This is a genomic window from Sphingomonas piscis (assembly GCF_011300455.1).
GTDB lineage: Bacteria > Pseudomonadota > Alphaproteobacteria > Sphingomonadales > Sphingomonadaceae > Sphingomicrobium > Sphingomicrobium piscis.
In genome coordinates this window covers 286,904-308,010 of sequence record NZ_CP049869.1, presented here as the reverse complement: position 1 = coordinate 308,010, position 21,107 = coordinate 286,904, and the positions used below count along the sequence as shown (strand labels likewise).

The window sequence follows — 21,107 nt, the reverse complement described above, 5'->3', positions numbered from 1 at the left end:
GTCGCCGATGGCGCGGACGATCTGCAATGAGCGCATCGTGCTCTATCGCAAGCTCGACCGGAGCGTGGTGGCGCTGCGCGATGCCTGCCCGCACCGGCTGTTGCCCTTGTCGCTCGGTTTCAAGGAGGGCGACTCGATCCGCTGCCGCTACCACGGTTTGCTTGTCGGCCCGGACGGGGCTGCGCAGGAGATGCCGATCAAGTCGGAGCGCGTACCCAAGGCCATCTGCACGCAACGCTATCCGGTCGTCGAACGCCACCGGCTGGTGTGGGTCTGGATCGGCGATCCGGAGAGAGCCGACGAGTCGCTGGTGCCTGACTTCTGGCCGTGCAGCGCGCCGGGATGGACGTTCGACGGCGGCTACAACCGGATCGAATGCGATTACCGGCTGGTCATCGACAACCTCATGGATCTCAGCCACGAAACGTACGTCCATCAGGGCTCGATCGGACAGCATGAGATCCTGGAAACGCCGATTGAGACGCGGGTCGAGGAAGATGAGGTCTATGTCAGCCGCTGGATGGCAGGGATCGATCCGCCGCCCTTCTGGCGCGACGCGCTGCGGTCCAGCGGACCGGTCGATCGTTGGCAGATCTGCCAGTTCGTCGCGCCGTCGTCCGTGCTGATCGACGTCGGCGTGGCGCCGGTCGAAGCCGGGGCAACTCTGGAGACGCATGATCATGGCGTGCGGGGCTTCGTAATCGACGCCATGACTCCCGAAACCGAGCGAACCACGCATTACTTCTGGGGCATGGCGCGCAACTTCGATATCGAGGATGCGGGCTTCACCGCGCGGTTCAAGGCGCAGCAGGGCCAAGTGTTCGACGAGGATGTGGAAGTCTTGGAAGCGCAGCAGAAGGCGATCGACATGAACCCTGACCTGCGCCTGCGCGGCTTCTCCATCGACCAGGGCAGCGCGCGTGCGCGCCAGATCATTACGCGCCTTGCAGCCGCGGAGGGCGCGTTTGCCGGTTGAAGAGGGCGACGACCTCGGCGGCGTTCTCGGGCTGCGAGTGCGCCGGGCGCATGGTGCGATCCAGCGGCACTTCAGCGAGCATTTCTCCGATCTTGAGCTCACCCAGAAGCAGATTTCGGTGCTTTGGCTGGTCGGTGACCGTTCGGGTGCCGCACAAGCCGATCTTGCCCGGGCGCTGGACATGGACCGTGCGACCACCATGGCCTTGGTTCATTCACTCGAACGCCGCGGCCTGCTCGGGCGGACGCCATCGACCACCGATCGTCGGCGCATCGCCTTCGCGCTGACGGAAGAAGGTAAGACGATGCTGAGACGCGCCAAGGCCGCGATCGGCGCGCATGAAGACTGGCTCAAGAGCCGCTTTTCCAAGGCAGAGCTGATCCAGCTGGAAGCGCTGCTGGAGCGCATCTACGGCTGACATCATTGTTGCCTTCCATAACAAAGCTCCGCACAACGATGACATAAGGGAGAGGACGATGACCACTGATCCGCGTGCCGTGATCCAGGACGCGCCGATGTCGCGCTTCCAATGGGGCGTGGTGGCGACAATGATCGGCTTGAATGCCCTGGACGGCTTCGACGTCCTGTCGATCAGCTTCGCGTCTCCCGGGATCGCCCAGGAATGGGGTATCGATCGCGCCGCCCTTGGCTTCGTGCTGTCCATGGAACTCATCGGGATGTCGCTCGGGTCGCTGTTCCTGGGCGGACTCGCCGATCGCATCGGCCGGCGTGGAACGATTCTCGTCTGTCTGGGGCTGATGTCGGTCGGCATGCTTGGCGCGGCAACCGCGAACTCGATCCCCGTCCTCTCCGCCTGGCGAGTTCTGACCGGACTGGGCATCGGCGGAATGCTGGCGTCCACCAATGCTGCGGTGGCGGAAGCGGCGAACGGCCGGCGGCGCTCGCTTGCCGTGGTCCTCATGGCAGCCGGCTACCCGGTAGGAACAATCATCGGCGGCCTGATCTCCGCCGTTCTGCTCTCCCATTTCGACTGGCGCGCGGTGTTCGTCTTCGGCGCCCTGGCAAGTGCCGCATTCATCCCGATCGTGTTGCTGTTTGCGCCGGAATCCATCGCCTTCCTGATGCACCGCCGTCCGGCTGACGCGTTGGAGCGGGTCAACCGCGTGCTCGGACGCATGCGCCAAGCTCCGGTGGATGCGCTGCCGGAGCCGGAAAGCGAAAAGGAGCGGGTTCGGACCTCCGCCTTGTTCTCGTCGAAACTGGCGCGCCCGACGGTGCTCCTCACCATCGCCTATCTTGCCCACATCATGACCTTCTACTTCATTCTGAAGTGGATCCCGAAGATCGTGACCGACATGGGCTTCCATCCTTCGGAAGCGGCGGGCGTTCTCGTCTGGGCGAGCATCGGCGGGGCGGCCGGCTCTCTGCTTCTCGGCCTTCTCACGTCGCGGCTTCCGCTGCTGTGGTTGACGATCGTCGCAATGGCAGTGTCGGCGGCGCTGGTGATCCTGTTCGGCAACGAACAGACGACCCTTGGACAGTTGTCCACCGTCGCCGCCCTCGCCGGGTTCGCCACCAATGCCGGCGTGGTTGGACTTTATGCCCTGATGGCGCAAAGCTTTCCCACCGGCGTTCGCGCCAGCGCGACGGGCGTGGTGATCGGCGTCGGACGCGGCGGGTCGGCGTTGGCGCCGGCCGTTGCCGGGCTGCTGTTCGCTGCAGGCCACAGTCTGCAAACGGTCGCGATCCTGATGGCGCTCGGTTCCGTCGTCGGCGGCATCACCTTGCTCGGCATGCGCGGGTGGCGTCAGCCTGACGAGGCGTCTGCCTAGGCTCATCCGCGCTTACGCAGGTGCTTGCGGCTTCGTTTTATACGTTATACAACATAGCTAATTGGAGAGAGACGATGGCCACGATTGCACCGCCGGAAACCGGCTCTACGACCTTTACCCGCAACAACCCCGTCACCGGAGCCGAAGCAACCACCGCCAAGGCATTCACCGTTGCCGACGCGAACGCCGCTGCCGAAGCTGCCGCGCGCGCATTCCCCGCCTGGTCGGCGCTCGGACCCAACGCCCGCCGCGCGATGCTCAACAAGGCGGCGGCCGCGCTCGAGGCGAAGGCGGACCAGTTCGTCGACGCGATGATGGGCGAGATTGGCGCGACCGAGGGCTGGGCGCGCTTCAACCTGATGCTAGCGGCCGGCATGGTCCGCGAAGCCGCGGCGCTGACGACGCAGATTGGCGGCGAGGTCATCCCGTCCGACAAGCCGGGCTGCATTGCCATGGCGCTTCGCGAACCGGTCGGCGTGATGCTGGGCATCGCACCATGGAACGCGCCGATCATCCTCGGCGTCCGAGCGGTCGCCGTACCGCTCGCCTGCGGCAATACGGTAGTGCTGAAGGCCAGCGAACAATGCCCCCGCACCCATAGCCTGATCGCCGAAGCCTTTGCCGAAGCGGGCCTTCCCGAAGGCGCGGTCAGCATCGTCACCAATGCGCCCAAGGACGCGGGTGAGATCGTCGGCGCACTGATCGACAATCCGCATGTCCGCCGGATCAACTTTACCGGTTCCACCGGCGTCGGCAGGATCATCGCCAAGCGCGCCGCCGAACATCTCAAGCCCGTGCTTCTCGAGCTCGGCGGCAAGGCGCCGATGATCGTCCTTGAGGACGCCGATCTCGACGAGGCGGTAAAGGCCGCCGCCTTCGGCGCCTTCATGAACCAGGGCCAGATCTGCATGTCGACCGAGCGGATCATCGTTGTCGAATCCGTCGCAGATGCCTTTGCCGAGAAGTTCGCCGAAAAGGCGCGGTCCATGCCCGTCGGCGACCCGCGAGAGGGGAAGACCCCGCTCGGCGCCGTCGTCGACAAGTCCACCGTTGAATGCGTAAAGGGCTTGATCGAGGATGCGCTCGGCCATGGCGCCCGTCAGCTGGTCGGCGGCGATGCCAATGGCGTGCTGATGCCGGCGCATGTGATCGACGGCGTCACGCAGGACATGCGCCTGTTCCGTGACGAAAGCTTCGGCCCGGTCGTCGGCATCACCCGCGCCCGCGACGAAGCGCATGCGATCGAGCTTGCCAACGACACGGAATACGGCCTGTCCGCCGCGGTCTTCACCCGCGACACGGCACGGGGCCTCCGCGTCGCCAAGCAGATCAAGTCGGGCATCTGCCACGTCAACGGCCCGACCGTGCACGACGAGGCGCAGATGCCGTTCGGCGGTGTGAAGGCGTCCGGCTACGGCCGCTTCGGCGGGAAGGCTGGGATCGATGCCTTTACCGAGCTGCGCTGGATCACCATCGAAACCCAGCCGGGTCATTATCCGATCTGATGATGCGGTTAATGCGCGGGGCAGGGGCGGCCGTTCTGGCCGCGAGCGTTGCGGGGAGCGCGATGGGTCAGTCGGCGCCCGCGCCGACCCTCACCTATGCCTTTTCGGCGCGCATCGACGTTGCTGCGCCGGTGGAGCAGGGCACCATTGATGGCGGCCGGAAGCGCTTCATCCCGATCACCGGCGGAAGCGTCTCTGGCCCGCGGTTCAGCGGCACGGTGATGAGCGGCGGCGGAGATTGGCAGACCATCTACCCCGGCGGGTTGACCAAGCTTCACGCCCAATATTTTCTGAAGGCTTCGGACGGCACCGTCATCGGCATCACCAATGACGGAGTCCGGGTCGCAAGTGCCGAGGTCACGGCCAAGATCGCGCGCGGTGAGGCCGTCGATCCCGGCAGCTATTATTTCCGTGCCACGCCCGTGTTCGACCCCCCTCCGGGCGCACATGCGTGGCTTCGCACCAAGACCTTCGTCGGGCGCGGTGTCCGTCAGCCCGACCACGTGATCGTCGACTTCTACATCGTTGAATAGGCGCCGCTGGAAAGCGCGCATCGAAAGGACAAGAATATGACCGAGACCTCCAGCAACGGCGTGGTTTCTTACGACGTCGAAGGCGGCGTTGCCTGGGTGCGCTTCAATCGCCCCGACAAGCGCAATGCAATGAGCCCGACGCTCAACCGCGACATGATGGAAGTGCTCGATACGCTGGAATTTCGTGACGACGTCGGCGTGCTGGTGCTGAGCGGGGAGGGATCCGCCTGGTGCGCCGGCATGGACCTTAAGGAATATTTCCGGGAAAACGAAGCCAAGGGCCTCGGCGCCACGCGCCAGGCGCAGCGCGAGGCGTACGGCTGGTGGCGGCGCCTGCGCTGGTACCAAAAGGCAACCATCGCGATGGTCAACGGCTGGTGCTTCGGCGGCGGCTACGGTCCCTTGTTCGCCTGCGATCTCGCCTTTGCCGCGGACGAGGCGAAGTTCGGCCTGTCGGAAATCAACTGGGGCATCCTGCCCGGTGGCGGCGCGACCAAGATCGCCGTCGAACTGCTGCCGTTCCGCAAGGCGATGTACCACGCGATGATGGGCGAGAATATCGACGGCAAGACCGCGGCCGAGTGGGGCCTCGTCAATGAATCGCTGCCGCTCGATCAGCTGAAGGCGCGAGTGAAGGAAGTCGCGAATGTCCTGCTCCAAAAGAACCCAGTGGCGCTTAAGGCAACCAAGGACGCCATCCGCCGCGTGTCGGAAATGACCTATGAGAATGCCGAGGATTATCTGGTCCGCGCCCAGGAGGCCGCCAATTCGTTCGACAACGACGGCCGCAAGGAAGGCATCCGCCAGTTCATCGACGAGAAGACCTACAAGCCCGGTCTCGGCGCCTACGACAAGGACCGGGTAAAGGCCTGAACCTTACGCCTCCTAAGGAAAACATCATGGCCGAACTGTCTCGTCTGATCACGCCGAGGTCGGTAGCGATCGTCGGCGCCTCGCCGACGCCGGGTGCGCTGGGCAACAGCGTGCTCCGCAACCTGGAACGGCACAATTATTCCGGCGCGATCCACCTGATCAATCCGAAGCGTGACGAGATTGATGGTCGACCCTGCCTGAAGTCGATTGCCGAGCTTCCCCACGGTGTTGATGCGTCAGTGCTGGCAATCCCTGGGCCGGCAGTGCTGGATGCAGTTCGAGCGCTCGCTGAGCGCGGCGTTGGTTCGGCGATCATTTTCTCCGCCGGCTTTGCAGAGGGCGGAGAAGAGGGGCTTGCCGCGCAGGCAGAGGTCGCGCGCATCGCTGCGGCGAGCGGCATGACGGTCGAAGGACCGAATTGCCTCGGCCTCGTAAACTACGCGGCCGGTGTGCCGCTAACCTTCGTCGAAGCGCCAGTGCTCGACCTGGCGGGTAAGCCTGCCGTCGGGATCGTCAGCCAGTCCGGCGCGATGGCGGTGGTGCTTGGCACGACGCTGATGGCCAAGGATCTTGGCATCACGTTGTCAGTCTCGACCGGCAACGAAGCAGCGAGTGGAGTGGAGGATTATGTCGCGCACCTGATCGACGACCAAGCCACGCCGGTGATCGGAATGATCGTTGAGCAGTTCCGTAGGCCGGCGCGCTTTCTAGATCTTGCCAGGCAGGCCCGCGAGGCGGGCAAGACCATCGTCCTTCTGCACCCGGGCACCTCCAGCGCAGCGCGCGAGTCCGCGGCGACCCACACTGGAGCGATGGCCGGCGACTGGCAGCTGATGCGCGCCAAGGTCGAGCGCGAAGGGGTGATCCTGGTCGACAGCCTGGAGGCGCTTGGGGACGTCATGGAATTGGTCGCCCGCGCCAAACCGGTGGGCATAGGCGGAACCGCGGTGCTGACGGAGTCCGGCGCCTTCAAGGCGCTGACCCTGGACCTTGCCGAGCAGATCGGCCTCGACTTACCGGCGGTCGACGGAGCGACGGCGGAGGCCCTTCGCGCGGCCATTCCTGACTTCATTCCGGTGTCCAACCCGATGGACCTCACCGCCCAGGCTCTGGTCGACCCGGATCTCTACCGCCGAACCATCCAGCCTCTGCTTAGGGATGACCGCTACGCGGCGCTGGTGCTCGGCATCATCCAGACCGATCCGGCGACCAGCGCCCGCAAATTCCCGCCGATCATCGAAGCGGTGAAGGGCTAACGCCGGACAAGCCGGTAATCTTCGCAGGGCTCGACGACGGCGCGGAGGTGCCCGCCGAATATATCGCGGGACTTCGCCAGGCCGGCGTCCCTTATTTCCCCACACCGGACCGCGCCTTCCGCGCACTTCGCCACCTCAGCCGCCGTGCCGAGCGCGACTTCGCGACGTCGGGTGCCGACCCAATCCGCCTCGACCTGCCGAGCGGCGTCGTTCCGGAGTATTGGGCGAAGGAGCTGCTTGCGCCGGCGGGCATCCCATTCCCCAAGTCCGCGCTTGCGACCAGCGCCGGGCAGGCGCGTTCCATTGCAGCAGACCTTGGCTATCCGGTGGTCCTGAAGGCACAGTCTGCGCAGCTCAGCCACAAGAGCGACGCCGGCGGGGTGATCGTCGGCATTGCGAACGATGACGCGCTCGCCGCCGCCTGGGATCGCCTCTTCGCCAACGTAGCGGCCTATGATGCCGGCATCTCACTAGATGGCGCGCTGGTGGAAGCAATGGGGGAGCGCGGCACCGAGCTGATCGTCGGCGCACGCAACGATCCCGACTGGGGACCGGTCGTCCTCGTTGGCTTCGGCGGGGTCACAGCGGAACTGCTTCACGATATTCGCTTGCTGCCATGCGATCTAACGGCCCAAGCCATCGCGTCCGAGCTTCGCGCACTCAAACAAGGCGCGCTGCTGGACGGCTACCGCGGCTCGCCGGCGCTTGATGTCGATGCCGCCGCCGCTGTCATCCAGATCCTCGGGCGCATCCTGCTTGGGACGCCGTCGATCCGCGAAGTCGATCTCAACCCGCTGATCGTCTACCCGAAGGGGAAGGGCGTCGTCGCTCTGGACGCGCTGATCCTCGCCGACTGACGCCTAAGCGTCGGCGCCGTCGTCCGCTTCGGTCGGCGGGCTGCGCCGTTCTATCCGCGCCAGGAGGTCTAGCAGAGTTGAACGTTCGGCAGGCGTCATGTCCGCCAGCATGCCTTGTTCATGCCGCTCGATACGACCCACTGCCTCGGCGAGGAGAACATTGCCTTGGGGCGTTGCGTTCAGCGAAAAGGCGCGGCGATCGTTGGCGTCGACGGCACGGTCGATTACGCCTTTTTCCACCAGTTCGTTGATCAGCGAAACCATGTTCGCGCGCTTGATGCCGAGAATGCGCCCGACCGCACCCTGGTTGATACCCGGGTTTGCGGCGACAACCGAGAGAACGGCGAACGGGACCTGACGAAGGCCTGTGCCCTCCATCGCCGCGGTAAAGTCGGCGGAGAAGGCGCCCCAGGCTCGGCGAAGGTGATAACCGACGAGAGGCGCAAGCGCGCCGACACTGACTTGATCGCGTGACATTGGGGCCCTGCAAGCCATGTTTGCAGGGCGGCGTCAATCACATGCGCGGCGCGCTAGATCTCTTCGGGCCAGTAGAGCCGCATCGGATTGTCGACGAGGAGCTTGCGTTGCAGCTCCGCGGTTGGAGCCAGGCGCGGCAAGATGTCGACCAACTGCCCGTCGTCGGGAATGCGATGCTCCATATTCGGATGCGGCCAGTCGGTGCCCCACAGCACCCGGTCCGAATACGCTTCCACGACGGGGCGGATGACCTCGACGAAGTCGTCGAATGGTGGGCCGTGGATCGACAGCCGCTCCGCTCCCGATACTTTGGTCCAGATGGTGGGATGCGTGTCCAGCAGGCGCCGGAAAGCCGTGATTTCCGCACCGTCCGGGCCCTGCGCGATGTCGGGACGGCCGAGATGGTCGACGACGACGATGGTCGGGATGGCTTCAAGGAAGGGCGTAAGCTCCTCCAGCAAATCGGCCTCGAAGTAGACGACCACGTGCCAGCCAAGCGGAGCGATACGGCGGGCAATGTCGAGGAACTTGTCCTTGGGCGCATCGTCGACGAGCCTCTTCAGAAAGTTGAAGCGTACGCCGCGGATGCCGCCGTCGTGCAGGCTCTGGAGTTCGTCGTCTGAAATGTTCGGGTCGACCACCGCGACACCGCGTGCGCGTCCCTTCGACATGGCGATCCCGTTCAGCGTCGCGGCATTGTTCGTGCCGTGGCAGCTCGCCTGGACGATGACGTTCCTGGAAAAGCCGAGATGGTCGCGAAGTGCGAATAGCATCTCGGGCGTCGCATCCTCGGGATGATATTTGGCCTTCGGACTGAAAGGGAATTCGGCCTCCGGGCCGAAGACATGAACATGGGCATCCACCGCGCCGGGCGGCGGCGTCCAGGTCGGCTGCGAAGGGCGGTCGACCCATGTCTTGGTCCGGCTCATGCGAAGATCACTCCGTCCATCAATTTGCGTGCCGTGCGCAGGATGCCGGCGCTGATCACCGTGCCGTCGTCGCCGATTTCCAGGACGCAGCTCATCTCCCCGGTCGGATGTTCGACCGACAGCGTCTTGCGCGCTCCATCCGGCACGGTCGCGACCTCTGCTGCCGGGGAGCCGCGGATGAGGCAGGCTGTGGCAACACTCACCGCCCCTAGAACCCGATTGAGGCGTGCGCGCGCTTGGGGATGAAGCTGCGGACGGTCACAGAGCCCCCGTTGCGTGGCGGCGCAACCAGCATCATCTTCGGTACGGACAGCTCCGCAACATCGCCAAGGTTCATCATCGGCCCCGCCTTCAGGCGGATCGCCTCTATCCTCGCCTTTACCTCTTCAGCCTTGTCCAAGGAGTCGCGATCTTCGTAGCCGGTGGCGCCGACGTTCGCCGCTTTTAGGACGATGCAGGGCATTCCGTTGTCGATCAGGGTGCAGCGAACCCCGTCGATAACGTCAACTGCATTTCCGGTTGGAAGGAGCGCGCCGCAGCTGGAACCAGCCGTGTCGCGAAACTCGACCGGGATCGGTGCCGCGGTGCCGGGCACACCGTCGATCCGCGCGTCGCCGTCGTAGCGGACGTTGCTGCCGGGCGTCCGCACGGTCGCGATGGCGACCTGTCCAGTGTTTTCCATGAAGATGGAGACCTTGGTCTCCCCATCTGAGGCGGGCACCAGGCCCCGCTCGATCCCGAACGGGCCCACGCCCGCTAGCATATTGCCGCAATTCTGTTTGTCGGTGACGATCGCTTCGTCGACGAAAACCTGCAGGAACAGATAATCGAGATCGACACCTTCTCGGGCGGAACGGGAAACAACCGCCACCTTGGAGGCGAGCGGATCGGCGCCGCCCATGCCGTCGATCTGGCGCGGGTCGGGCGATCCCATGACGCGAAGCAGAAAGGCGTCCCGCTCGGCGGTGTTGGCGGGCAAATCCTCTTTCAGGAAGAAGCCGCCTTTGGACGTGCCTCCGCGCATCCACATGACGGGAACGCCCTCAGACATAGCGTAGGCCCATCGCCTCCAGCTTTCCGCGCATGTCGTAGATGTCGAGGCCGAGTTCTCCGGCGGCCAGCCGCTTGCGCTTGCCTTCCTCCGCGGCTTCTCGGGCGGCGGATTTCTCGGCCACCTCGGCCACCTCGATGCGCTTGACCACGCAGACGCCATCGTCGTCCGCAACGATCACGTCGCCGGGATCAATGGCCGCGCCAGCGCATACAATCGGAACGTTGATCGAGCCCAAAGTTGCCTTCACCGTTCCTTGCGCGAAAACGGCCGCCGACCAAACCGGGAAGTTCATCTCACGAAGGTCGCGGACGTCGCGCACGCCGGCATCGATTACCAGCCCGCGGCAGCCCCGCGCCTGGGCGGAAGTCGCCAGCAGATCGCCGAAATAGCCATCGGCGCAGAGGCTGGTCGGGGCGAGCACAAGAATGTCGCCCTCCCGCAGCTGCTCGATGGCGACGTGCACCATCCAATTGTCGCCAGGCGGTGCGGAGATGGTGACCGCCGAACCGGCGATCCGCGCACCGTTCTGGATTGGCCGCATGTGGGGCGCAAGCAGGCCTTTGCGGCCCTGAGCCTCATGAACGGTCGCCACCCCAAAGCCCGCCAGCCGGTCGATCAGCGCAAGCTCGGCGCGCTCGATATTCTGCACCACCACGCCGCTCATGATCGCTCTCCCAGGATTGACGGTGCGTGTTTGCCGCCGCCTGTCCGACCAAGGAACCGAAATCTGTCGCGCCCGTATAAATATTTGCTAAGTCCAGTTCCGATGCGCGCAACGGACCTCAACCTTCGCCACCTTCGCGCGGTGCTTGCCATCCATCGCCACGGAAGCATCAGCGGGGCAGCGCGAGAGGTCAATTTGACCCAACCGGCGATTACCCAGGGCCTGGCTCGGGTGGAACAGCAATTGGGTTTGTCTCTGTTCGAACGCAGCAGCGGCGGGATGACGCCAACCGCCGCCGCCGACCTGCTCGTGCCACGGATCGAGGCGGCCCTCCACCGCATTGCGAGTCCAAGGGTCACCGCTGCCCAGATGCGCTCCTTTCTCGCCCTGGCGCGCGCGGGCAGTTACGCAGGCGCCGCGCAGGCGATCGGCACCAGCGAGCCTTCGCTCCACCGCGCTGTACGCGACCTTTCGCTGGCGCTTGGGCGAGAGCTGGTCGAGCGACGCGGCCGCGGGGTCGCGTTGACCGCTAAAGGCAGAGGCCTCGCCCGAGCGCTGGCGCTTGCGGGCGCAGAACTCGAGGCAGGCCTGGAGGAGGTGGCGGCGCTGGCGGGGCGGGAGACCGGCTGCATCGCGATCGGTGCCATGCCCTTATGCCGGGCGCGGCTGCTGCCCTCGGCCATTGCACGTTTCCACGCCCGCTTTCCAGACTATCGTGTCGTCGTTGCCGAAGGCAGCCATGCCGAATTGGTCGGCCCTCTCCGAGAGGGCGAACTCGACCTTCTGATCGGCGCATTGCGCGAGCCTTCGGCGGGGCCGGACCTAAATCAGCAGCCATTGTTCGAGGACCGGCCAGTGGTAGTTGCGCGGGCAGGGCACCCGTTGGCGGGAAGTCGCCCGTCTCTTGAAACACTGGCTTCCTACCCTTGGACCATTGCCGCGTCAGGCGCGCCATTGCGAGACCATTGGGAAAGCATGTTCACGGGTCATGGTCTTTCAGTTCCGCGCGTGCCGGTCGAGTGCGGGTCGGTCATCACCATTCGGCAACTGCTGATGTCGAGCGACTTCCTGACCCTCCTGTCCCCGGACCAGGTCGCGGTAGAACTGGAGGCGGGCTGGCTGACCGTGATCGGACCGGCGCCGCCCGACATCGTCAGGACGATCGGCGTGACCACCCGCGCCGGCTGGCGCCCGACGCCGCTGCAACGGCATTTCCTCGCCGAGCTTGGCGTGCAGTCTTCGTAAAATCTAATCGCAGCCATGGCCTTCGCATTGGGAAGGTGGAGCAAGCGATCCTAGCAGTTTGATCCATGGAGATGTGCTGGATCGGTTTCGGTGAAGCGGCAACGACGTTTGCGCGTGGCCTGGCCCATCCTGGCCGCGCATTCGACCTGCGCGACGACAATCCGATGGTCGCTGCCATGGAGGCGGCGGGCGTACGCCGCTGTTCAAGCCACGCAGAGGCGGCATCGGGCGCGGCTTTGGTCCTGTCCCTGGTGACTGCCGACCAGGCGCTTGCGGCTGCGCAGAGCGTGGCGCAGGCCTCGCTTGGCGGCGCGCTCTACTTCGACATGAACTCCGTCGCTCCGGACACCAAGCGCGCGGCCGCTCGGACGATTCAGGCCGCTGGCGGGCGCTACGTCGATGTTGCTGTGATGGCCCCGGTGCAGCCAAAGGCGCGAGGCGTTCCGCTGCTGGTCGCTGGGCCGCACGCTGCCGAAGGCGCTTCCGCGCTCGCCAAGATCGGTTTTTCCTCCGTCGACATTGCCGGCGAGAGTGTCGGTGACGCGTCGGCGGTGAAGATGATCCGCTCGGTAGTGGTGAAGGGAATGGAGGCGCTGTCCGCCGAATGTGCGCTCGCGGCGGATGCGGCTGGAGTCCTCGACCAAGTCGTCGCGTCGCTGGACGCCTCGTGGCAGGCCCAGAATTGGGCCGGGCGCTTCGATTATAATCTCGACCGGATGATGGTGCACGGCACCCGACGGGCTGCCGAGATGGACGAGGTGGTCAAGACGCTGGACGCGCTCGGCAGCGGTTCCGTCATGAGCCGCGCCACCGCCGAGCGGCAGCGCCGGATAGGCGCGCTGGAGCTCGCGCCGGAGAACGGCCTCGCCGCCAAGCTACAACAAATGAGGGCGGCCGCATGACTCTCGTGATCGACTGCCACGGTCACTATACGACCGCTCCCGCCGCGCACAGCGACTGGCGCGAGGCGCAGAAGGCGGCGTTCAAGGCGGGTGAGACACCGCCGACTTATCCTTCGATCAGCGACGACGAGATTCGCCAAACGCTGGAGGCAAACCAGCTCAGGCTGCTTCACGAACGCGGCGCCGACATGACGTTGTTCAGCCCTCGCGCCTCGGCCATGGCGCCGCATGTCGGCGACGAAGGCGTGGCGCTCGCCTGGTCGCGCGTCAACAACGACCTCATCAAGCGGTGCGTCGACCTTTACCCGGACATCTTCGTGGGGGTGTGCATGTTGCCGCAGTCCCCGAAGGCCGGTCTGCAGGGCTCCATCGCCGAGCTGGACCGCTGCGTGAATGAACTCGGTTTCGTCGGCTGCAATCTCAACCCCGATCCGGCCGGCGGCAAGTTCGAGCATCCACCGCTCACCGACCGCTACTGGTACCCGTTCTATGAGAAGATGGTCGAGCTGGACGTTCCGGCGATGATCCATGTGTCGGGCAGCTGCAATCCGGCGATGCACGCCACCGGCGCCTACTACATCGCCGCCGACACCATCGCCTTCATGCAGCTGATTCAGGGTGACCTGTTCCGCGATTTCCCGAGCCTGCGCTTCATCATCCCCCATGGTGGCGGCGCGGTGCCTTATCACTGGGGCCGTTATCGAGGCCTGGCCGACATGCTGAAGCAGCCGGATCTTGCGACCCACGTCATGAACAACGTCTATTTCGACACCTGCGTCTATCATCAGCCGGGGATCGATCTTCTGGCGAAGGTGATCGACACCAAGAACATATTGTTCGGAAGCGAGATGGTTGGCGCCGTGCGGGGCATCGATCCCACGACCGGCCACTATTTCGACGAAACCAAGCGCTACATCGACGCGCTTCCGATCGGCGAGGAGCAGCGCCACGCCATCTTCGAAGGCAATGCACGCCGCGTCTTCCCGCGGCTCGACGCCAAGCTGAAGGAGCGAGGATTGTGACCAAACCGCGCGACATCCACGCCTATCTTGCCGAGTTCGAGGATATCCCGGGCACCCGCGTCTTCACCGCGGCTCGGGCACGCCAGGGCTATCACCTCAACCAATTCGCGATGAGCCTGATGAAGCCGGAGAATCGGGAGCGCTGGAAGGCCGACGAGCGGGCCTATCTCGATGAGTGGCAGCTTACCGATGAGCAGAAGCAGGCGGTGCTGAACCGCGATTACAACAAGCTGCTCGACCTCGGCGGCAACATCTATTTCCTGTCCAAGGTCTTCTCCACCGACGGCCTCAGCTTCGTGCAGGCGGTCAGCACCATGACCGGAGTCTCGGTCGAGGACTATCAGGCGATGATGAACGCCGGCGGCCGCTCGCCCGAGGGCGTCCGCTCGAAGAAGGATCAGCGCTAATGGCCCGTATCACCGCCGGCGTCGCGACCAGCCACGTTCCCTTGCTCGGCGTCGCGCACGATCTCGGCAAGGACAAGGACGATTATTTCGGACCGATCTTCGCTGGCTACGAATGGACCCGTGCGTGGGAGAAGTCCGAGAAGCCGGACGTCGTCATTCTCGTCTACAACGATCACGCTTCCGCCTTCGACATGAAGGTGATCCCGACCTTCGCGATCGGCTGCGGCGAGCGATACAAGCCGGCGGACGAGGGCTGGGGACCGCGCAAGGTGCCGGACGTGATCGGCCATGCCGACCTCGCCTGGCACATCGCGCAGTGCCTGATCCTCGACGAGTTCGACATGACCATCATCAACGAGATGGACGTCGACCACGGTCTGACCGTGCCGCTCAGCATGATGTTTGGGGCGGTGGAGGAATGGCCGGTCAAGGTCATCCCGCTGGCCGTGAACGTCGTTACTTACCCGCCGCCCTCGGGCAATCGCTGCTGGGCGCTGGGCGAGGCTATCCGCCGCGCGGTGGAATGCTATGGCGAGGACTTGAACGTCCAGGTGTGGGGCACGGGCGGCATGAGCCACCAGCTCCAGGGTGCGCGCGCCGGCCTCATCAACAAGGAATGGGACAACGACTTCCTCGACGGGATGATCGGGGACAGCGATCGCCTGCGCCACATCCCGCATATCGAATATCTGCGCGAAACCGGATCCGAAGGGATCGAGATGGTCATGTGGCTGATCATGCGCGGCACCATGGGCCCGGCCACTCGCGCGCTTCACCGCCATTACCACGTCCCCTGCAGCAACACGGCGATCGGGCACCTCGTGCTCGAACCCGCAGCCTGAACCCTCACGGAGCAACACATGAAAATCGCACTCGCCGGGGCCGGCGCATTTGGTGAAAAGCATCTCGACGCGCTCAAGCTGATCGGCGGCGTCGAGGTCGTGTCGGTGGTCGGACGGCGGCTGGAACCGACCCAGGCGGTGGCCGCGAAGTACGGCATCGGTCATGCAACGACCGAGCTTGCGGACGCGCTGGAGCAGCCTGGCCTCGACGCGGTGATCCTGGCCACGCCGACGCAGATGCACGCGGCCCAGGCGATCCAGTGCATGGAGGCGGGCAAGCATGTCCAGGTCGAGATCCCTTTGTGCGACAATCTCGCCGACGGCGAAGCGGTACTCGCCAAGCAGCAGGAGACCGGCTTGGTTGCAATGGTCGGCCACACCCGTCGCTTCAACCCGAGCCACCAGTATATCCACAAGAAGGTCGCGGCTGGTGAACTCGCCGTCCAGCAGATGGACGTTCAAACCTATTTCTTCCGGCGCACGAACATCAACGCCAAGGGCGAGCCGCGCAGCTGGACCGATCATCTGCTGTGGCACCATGCCGCGCACACGGTCGACCTGTTCGCCTATCAGGCAGGCCCTATCGTCCAGGCGCAGGCGCTGCAGGGACCGCTTCACCCGGACCTCGGCATCGCGATGGATATGTCGATCCAGCTCAAGAGCGAGAGCGGCGCTATCTGCACCCTCTCGCTGAGCTTCAACAATGACGGGCCGCTCGGCACTTTCTTCCGCTACATTTGCGACAAGGGCACCTGGATCGCCCGCTACGACGATCTGGTGACCGGACGCGAGGAGCCGGTCGACGTCAGCGAAGTCGACGTGTCGATGAACGGCATCGAGCTTCAGGACCGTGAATTCGTCGCTGCCATCCGGGAGGGCAGGGAGCCGAATGCCAGCGTGGCGCAGGTCCTGCCTTGCTACCGCGTACTCGACGCGCTGGAGCGGCAGCTAGGCCAGTGAAGACCCAGGTCGCGATCATCGGTGCAGGGCCGGCGGGGCTGCTGCTCGGCCATCTGCTGCGCGCCGAGGGGATCGCAGTCGTCGTCGTCGAGCGCCAGTCGGCAGACTATGTCGCGTCCCGCATTCGCGCCGGCGTACTGGAGCGAGTCACGACAGGGCTGATGGAGCGGCTCGGGCTCGACGCGCGGATGAAGGCCGAAGGCATTCCGCACGACGGCTTCAATCTCGCCGATGGCGAACGCCTGATCCGCATCGACATCGCCGCGCTCACGGGCAAGCAGGTCATGGTCTACGGCCAGACGGAACTGACCCGCGACCTGATGGAAGCGGCGGACGACCGCGGACTCGAGATCGTTTACGAAGCAGCGGACGTCACGCTTCACGACGTCGAGGGCGATGCACCCTTCGTCACCTACACAATGGATGGATCCGAACACCGCATAGACGCCCGTTTCATCGCCGGGTGCGACGGCTTCCACGGGCCGTCGCGCATGGCAATTCCGGCGAGCGTCGCCAGCGTGTTCGAGAAAGTCTATCCGTTCGGCTGGCTCGGCATCCTGGCCGACGTGCCGCCGTGCAATCACGAGCTGATCTACGCCAACCACGACCGCGGTTTCGCGCTCGCGTCGATGCGGTCGGCGACGCGGAGCCGCTATTACATCCAGGTACCGGTCGACGAGAAGCTGGAGGACTGGCCCGACGAGCGGCTGTGGGACGAGCTTTCGGTTCGGCTCGGTCCGGAGGCAGCCGCGAACATCACGCGCGGTCCGGCGATCGAGAAAAGCATCGCACCGCTTCGCTCCTTCGTGTTCGAACCGATGCGGCACGGCAGCCTGTTTCTTGCCGGCGACAGCGCGCACATCGTTCCGCCGACCGGCGCCAAAGGGCTGAACCTCGCGGCGTCCGACGTCGCCTATCTTTCCGATTCGCTGATCGGGTTCTTCCGTGCGAATGACAACGACGAGATTGCAACTTACTCGTCGAAGGCGCTGGCAAGGGTGTGGAAGTCGGAACGGTTCAGCTGGCAACTCACCAGCCTGATGCACCGCTTTCCGGAGACGGGTGCGTTCGAGCGGCGGATGCAGATCGCCGATCTCGATTATATCGCGGCCTCCGCCGCTGCGCAGACCAGCATCGCGGAAAATTATGTCGGCCTGCCGCTGTGAGCGGCGGATTTATCCTGACGTTATCCTGTGAGGACCGCGTCGGGATCGTCGCCGCCGTCAGCGGCCACCTGGCGGTGATCGGCGGCTTCATCCTGGACAGCCAGCAATATGCGGACCCAGACTCCAACCGCTTCTTTATGCGGGTGGAGTTTCGGGCTGCCGCCGAGACGTTTCCGTCTTCGGTCGAGGCATTGCGGTCGGGCTTCGCACCGGTCGCCGACATGTTCGCGCTCGACTGGGACATGGTGGCGGCCGATCACCGGCCCAAGCTGCTGATCGCGGTTTCCAAGGGCAGCCATTGCCTGAACGACCTGCTGCACCGCTGGCACACGGGCCTGTTGCCAGTGGAGATCGTAGGCGTGGTCTCGAACCATGATGATTTGCGAAGCCTTACCGAGTGGCATGGCGTCCGCTTCCATCACCTGCCGGTCGCTCCCGAGACGAAGGAGCATCAAGAGGAGGCGCTCTGGTCGCTCTTCCAGGAAAGCGGCGCCAATTATCTGATCCTTGCTCGATATATGCAGATCCTGTCGAGCGGCTTGTCGGAGCGGCTGCTCGGCCGCTGCATCAACATCCACCACAGCTTTCTGCCCAGCTTCAAAGGCGCACGGCCCTACCGGCGGGCGCACGACCGCGGGGTGAAACTGATCGGCGCGACTGCCCACTTCGTCACCGGCGATCTCGATGAAGGGCCAATCATCGAACAGGATGTCGAGCGCGTCGATCATCGTGCAACCGAGCAGGACATGATCCGCATCGGCCGCGACGTCGAGGCAAAGGTCCTCGCCCGAGCCGTGCGCTGGACCGCCGAACGGCGGGTGTTCCTTAACGGCGTCCGGACGGTGGTCTTTCGTTAGCCAGCAGTTGCAGCGGAATGCGGCTTTGCTTTTCAGGCCGTGAAGGCTTGCTCCAGGTCCGCGATCAAATCCGCAGGGTCTTCGAGGCCAATCTGCAGCCGGATGATCGCGCGGCCCTTCAGTTCGCGATTGGTGCTCCGGTGCGGGCTGGTTGGAATGGCGAGGCTTTCATATCCGCCCCAGCTGAAGCCGATGCCGAACAATTTGAAGCGATCGACAATGGTCGCCGCTTCCTTCGGCCCGCCGGCGCGCAGGACGAAAGAGAACAGCCCACTTGCGCCCTTGAAGTCCCGTTTCCAATATTCGTGACCAGGGCACTCCTCGAACGCCGGGTGAAGGATCAGATCTACCTGCGGCTGCCCTTTCAACCAGCGGGCGACGGCCAGCGCATTTTCCTGATGCGCCTGCAACCGAACGCCCAAGGTTCGAAGACCGCGCGAAGCTAGGAAGGCGTCGTCGGCGCTGACATGCTGCCCGTAAGAGCGGTAGGTCTGCACCAGCGCATCGTGGAAGCGCTCGGTTGTGGTGACGGAGCCGAGCATCACGTCCGAATGCCCGCCGATATATTTGGTGCACGCGAGGATAGTAAGGTCCACGCCATTCTCGATCGCCGGGAAGAAGAGGGGGGTTGCCCAGGTATTGTCGACCAAGGTGGGGATGCCGCGGTCTCGAGCCATTGCGCAAATGCCTGGCACGTCCTGAACCTCAAAGGTCAGCGATCCCGGGCTTTCCAGGAAGATCGCGCCCGTCCGATCGGTGCACAGCGCGGCGATCTCCTCGGGGCTGCTGCGCGGATCATAGTAGATGGTGGTGACGCCCTGCTTGGCGAGCACATCGTCACAGAAGCTTCGGGTGGGGCCGTAGGCGCTGTCGATCATCAACAGCTCGTCGCCGCTTTTCAGTACCGTCAGCAGCGCCATCGCGACCGCGGCCGCTCCGGAGGGGAACAGCTTGGTACCCGCCGCGCCGGGCTCAAACTGGGTCAGCGCTTCGGCCAGCGACCAGTGGGTCTGGGTGCCATTGCGGCCATAGCTGCCCCGTCCGTCCTTCGGCGGATAGGAAGCGTTCATCCCTGCCACGCTGTCGAAAAGGATGGTCGAGGTCCGAGCGACGGGCACGTTGATCAGGTCCCCCGTCCATTCCTTGCGGCGTCCGGCCTGCACGAGGCGGGTGGCGGGACGAAGGTCGGAAGGCTGATCGTCGTTCATGGGCCGAGCATTACCGCCGTCGCCCCTTGATTCAATAAGCATGCTTATCATATAAGTTGCGAATGGAAACGAACCTGTTGCAGATTGGGGAGACCGCGCACGCCTTGCGGCGAGCGTTCGATCGCCGTGCGGCGGCGCTTGGCGTAACCCGGGCGCAGTGGCGGGTGCTGGTGAAGCTGGGCCGTCATCCCAACCTGCGACAGGTTGAACTTGCCGACCTGCTGGACGTCGAACCGATCACCCTCTGCCGGATCGTCGACAGGCTGGAAGACAGCGGAATGGTTGAACGCCGCCGCGACCCCGCCGACCGGCGTGCCTGGAGGTTGGCGTTGACACCGAAGTCGGAACCGCTGGTCGGGAAATTGCGCTTGCTTGCGGACGATTTGGCACGTGAAGCGTTCGGCGGGATCGAGGAGTCCGAGCTGGAACAATTGCAGCGGGCGCTTGCTCGGGTGCGCGAGAATCTCGTCTCCGGCGGCGGTACGACGAAGAAGGCATCGAACGAATGAACCAGATGAAGAGCGAAGCCATGCAGGGAACGCCCGCCGAAGTTGACCAGGACACGGTTGCCGTCGTCGAGGACGCCCGTCCGAAGCCGAGGCGCAACGTGCTCCGCCTATTTTTCATGCTGGTCGTACCGGCGCTGCTATTGCTCGCGGGCGGCTATTTCTGGCTGACCAGCGGCAAGACGGTGTCCACCGACAATGCGGCGGTGAAGCAGGACATCGTCTCCGTTGCCGCGCAGGTGAATGGGCCGGTGGTCGAGGTGCTCGTCGAGAACGGCGATCGCGTGAAGCGCGGACAATTGCTGTTCCGCATCGACCCGCAACCCTATCGCGTCGCGCTCGAGCAAGCTCAAGCGCAGCTCGCCGCTGCCCGGCTTCAGACTCGCCAGTTGAACACGCAAGCCGCGGGTACGGGCGCAGATATCATCGGCGCGCAGGCGCAGCTCGAGATCGATCGCCGCGCGTTAGCCCGACAGAACGAGCTTTTGCGCCAGGGCTTCACAACGCGCGCTGCCCATGACGACGCGGTTGCTGAGGTTCGCAAGTCGGAGACGGAACTACAGGATGCCCGTGCTCGCGCCGCCAATGCCCAGGCCGCCATCGCTCCGGGTGAGCAGCCCAGCATCGCGCTTGCGCAAGCTGCGGTCGACAAGGCTCGCCTCGACCTGTCCCGGACGGAAGTGCGCGCGACCATGGACGGCATCGTCGCCAACGCCGACCGGGTTCAGCTCGGCACCGCCGTCGTCACGGGCGTGGGCCTGATGTCGATCGTTCACGGCAGCGATGCCTGGGTGGAAGCGAACTTCAAGGAGAAGGACCTCGCCCGTATGCTTCCCGGAGAGCCGGCCACGGTCGAGATCGACGCTTACCCTGACCTTAAGATCAAAGGCCATGTCGAGAGCATTGGCGCCGGCACGGGCGCGCAATTCTCCGTCATCCCGGCGCAGAATGCCAACGGCAACTGGGTCAAGGTCACCCAGCGCGTGCCGGTCCGAATCAAGTTCGACGAGGTGCCCAAGCGGCCGATGATTGCCGGTCTGTCCGCCAACGTGACGGTTCGTCTCGAAAGCTAGAA

At 64.7% G+C, this 21,107-nt stretch carries 22 protein-coding genes and 1 pseudogene; 18 read left to right on the top strand and 5 right to left on the bottom strand.

The features are described 5' to 3' along the window. Positions 1-7: 7 nt before the first annotated feature. From G7077_RS01585 to G7077_RS14360, 8 genes are all read left to right on the top strand, one after another. Positions 8-976: an aromatic ring-hydroxylating oxygenase subunit alpha gene (locus tag G7077_RS01585; protein ID WP_246167282.1), complete on the top strand. Its 969-nt coding sequence runs from the start codon at positions 8-10 to the stop codon at positions 974-976. After that, on the top strand, positions 966-1,394 hold the full coding sequence (locus G7077_RS01580; protein WP_246167280.1) for a MarR family winged helix-turn-helix transcriptional regulator: 429 nt from the start codon (positions 966-968) through the stop codon (positions 1,392-1,394). Before G7077_RS01585 ends, G7077_RS01580 begins: the two co-directional genes overlap by 11 nt. 58 nt (positions 1,395-1,452) lie before the next feature. After that, on the top strand, positions 1,453-2,769 hold the full coding sequence (locus G7077_RS01575) for an MFS transporter (RefSeq protein ID WP_166410192.1): 1,317 nt from the start codon (positions 1,453-1,455) through the stop codon (positions 2,767-2,769). Between the two features lie 74 nt (positions 2,770-2,843). Further along, positions 2,844-4,274: an aldehyde dehydrogenase gene (locus G7077_RS01570; protein ID WP_166410191.1), complete on the top strand. Its 1,431-nt coding sequence runs from the start codon at positions 2,844-2,846 to the stop codon at positions 4,272-4,274. After that, complete coding sequence (locus tag G7077_RS01565; RefSeq protein ID WP_246167278.1) at positions 4,274-4,807, top strand: DUF3237 domain-containing protein; 534 nt, start codon at positions 4,274-4,276, stop codon at positions 4,805-4,807. Before G7077_RS01570 ends, G7077_RS01565 begins: the two co-directional genes overlap by 1 nt. Positions 4,808-4,843: 36 nt before the next feature. After that, complete coding sequence (locus G7077_RS01560; protein WP_166410190.1) at positions 4,844-5,680, top strand: p-hydroxycinnamoyl CoA hydratase/lyase; 837 nt, start codon at positions 4,844-4,846, stop codon at positions 5,678-5,680. A 26-nt stretch (positions 5,681-5,706) separates the two neighbouring features. After that, positions 5,707-6,936 (top strand): CoA-binding protein, encoded by a 1,230-nt coding sequence (locus tag G7077_RS14365; RefSeq protein ID WP_343040003.1) that lies wholly within the window; start codon positions 5,707-5,709, stop codon positions 6,934-6,936. A gap of 47 nt (positions 6,937-6,983) precedes the next feature. Beyond that, positions 6,984-7,793: an acetate--CoA ligase family protein gene (locus tag G7077_RS14360; RefSeq protein WP_343040002.1), complete on the top strand. Its 810-nt coding sequence runs from the start codon at positions 6,984-6,986 to the stop codon at positions 7,791-7,793. Positions 7,794-7,796: 3 nt separating this feature from the next. Here G7077_RS14360 and G7077_RS01550 read toward each other — a convergent pair whose 3' ends face one another. The 4 genes and pseudogenes from G7077_RS01550 to ligK form a co-directional block, all read right to left on the bottom strand. Continuing rightward, complete coding sequence (locus G7077_RS01550) at positions 7,797-8,270, bottom strand: MarR family winged helix-turn-helix transcriptional regulator (RefSeq protein ID WP_166410189.1); 474 nt, start codon at positions 8,268-8,270, stop codon at positions 7,797-7,799. A gap of 53 nt (positions 8,271-8,323) precedes the next feature. Next, a complete protein-coding gene (locus G7077_RS01545; protein ID WP_166410188.1) occupies positions 8,324-9,199 on the bottom strand; it encodes an amidohydrolase family protein in 876 nt (291 codons plus the stop codon). Further along, a pseudogene (locus G7077_RS01540) lies at positions 9,196-10,250 on the bottom strand (4-oxalomesaconate tautomerase). Before G7077_RS01540 ends, G7077_RS01545 begins: the two are co-directional and overlap by 4 nt. Next, the gene (gene ligK / locus G7077_RS01535) at positions 10,243-10,917 is read right to left on the bottom strand and encodes a 4-carboxy-4-hydroxy-2-oxoadipate aldolase/oxaloacetate decarboxylase (protein WP_166410187.1); all 675 of its coding nucleotides are present in this window, start codon (positions 10,915-10,917) and stop codon (positions 10,243-10,245) included. The pseudogene G7077_RS01540 and the gene ligK overlap by 8 nt, the downstream one beginning before the upstream one ends. 102 nt (positions 10,918-11,019) lie before the next feature. Between ligK and G7077_RS01530 the strand changes: the two genes are divergently transcribed. The 8 genes from G7077_RS01530 to purU all read left to right on the top strand — a co-directional run bounded on the left by G7077_RS01530 (position 11,020) and on the right by purU (position 18,318). Further along, a complete protein-coding gene (locus G7077_RS01530; RefSeq protein WP_166410186.1) occupies positions 11,020-12,162 on the top strand; it encodes a LysR family transcriptional regulator in 1,143 nt (380 codons plus the stop codon). Between the two features lie 65 nt (positions 12,163-12,227). Next, complete coding sequence (locus tag G7077_RS01525; protein WP_166410185.1) at positions 12,228-13,064, top strand: NAD(P)-dependent oxidoreductase; 837 nt, start codon at positions 12,228-12,230, stop codon at positions 13,062-13,064. After that, positions 13,061-14,086, top strand: a complete 1,026-nt coding sequence (locus tag G7077_RS01520; RefSeq protein ID WP_166410184.1) for an amidohydrolase family protein — start codon at positions 13,061-13,063, stop codon at positions 14,084-14,086. Before G7077_RS01525 ends, G7077_RS01520 begins: the two co-directional genes overlap by 4 nt. Then, on the top strand, positions 14,083-14,493 hold the full coding sequence (gene ligA / locus G7077_RS01515; RefSeq protein ID WP_166410183.1) for a protocatechuate 4,5-dioxygenase subunit alpha: 411 nt from the start codon (positions 14,083-14,085) through the stop codon (positions 14,491-14,493). The genes G7077_RS01520 and ligA overlap by 4 nt, the downstream gene beginning before the upstream one ends. Further along, a complete protein-coding gene (locus G7077_RS01510) occupies positions 14,493-15,335 on the top strand; it encodes a class III extradiol dioxygenase subunit beta (RefSeq protein ID WP_166410182.1) in 843 nt (280 codons plus the stop codon). Before ligA ends, G7077_RS01510 begins: the two co-directional genes overlap by 1 nt. 18 nt (positions 15,336-15,353) lie before the next feature. Next, a complete protein-coding gene (locus tag G7077_RS01505) occupies positions 15,354-16,295 on the top strand; it encodes a Gfo/Idh/MocA family oxidoreductase (protein WP_166410181.1) in 942 nt (313 codons plus the stop codon). Beyond that, complete coding sequence (gene pobA / locus G7077_RS01500) at positions 16,292-17,461, top strand: 4-hydroxybenzoate 3-monooxygenase (RefSeq protein WP_166410180.1); 1,170 nt, start codon at positions 16,292-16,294, stop codon at positions 17,459-17,461. Before G7077_RS01505 ends, pobA begins: the two co-directional genes overlap by 4 nt. Then, positions 17,458-18,318, top strand: coding sequence for a formyltetrahydrofolate deformylase (purU, locus tag G7077_RS01495; RefSeq protein ID WP_246167276.1), 861 nt, complete (start codon positions 17,458-17,460; stop codon positions 18,316-18,318). Before pobA ends, purU begins: the two co-directional genes overlap by 4 nt. Positions 18,319-18,350: 32 nt before the next feature. Here purU and metC read toward each other — a convergent pair whose 3' ends face one another. Beyond that, complete coding sequence (metC, locus tag G7077_RS01490) at positions 18,351-19,526, bottom strand: cystathionine beta-lyase (protein WP_166410179.1); 1,176 nt, start codon at positions 19,524-19,526, stop codon at positions 18,351-18,353. Positions 19,527-19,588: 62 nt separating this feature from the next. Between metC and G7077_RS01485 the strand changes: the two genes are divergently transcribed. Beyond that, positions 19,589-20,035 carry a MarR family winged helix-turn-helix transcriptional regulator gene (locus G7077_RS01485; protein WP_166410178.1) on the top strand — a complete coding sequence of 149 codons (447 nt, stop codon included), beginning with the start codon at positions 19,589-19,591 and terminating at the stop codon, positions 20,033-20,035. Continuing rightward, positions 20,032-21,105, top strand: a complete 1,074-nt coding sequence (locus G7077_RS01480) for an HlyD family secretion protein (protein ID WP_166410177.1) — start codon at positions 20,032-20,034, stop codon at positions 21,103-21,105. The genes G7077_RS01485 and G7077_RS01480 overlap by 4 nt, the downstream gene beginning before the upstream one ends. Positions 21,106-21,107: the final 2 nt, after the last annotated feature.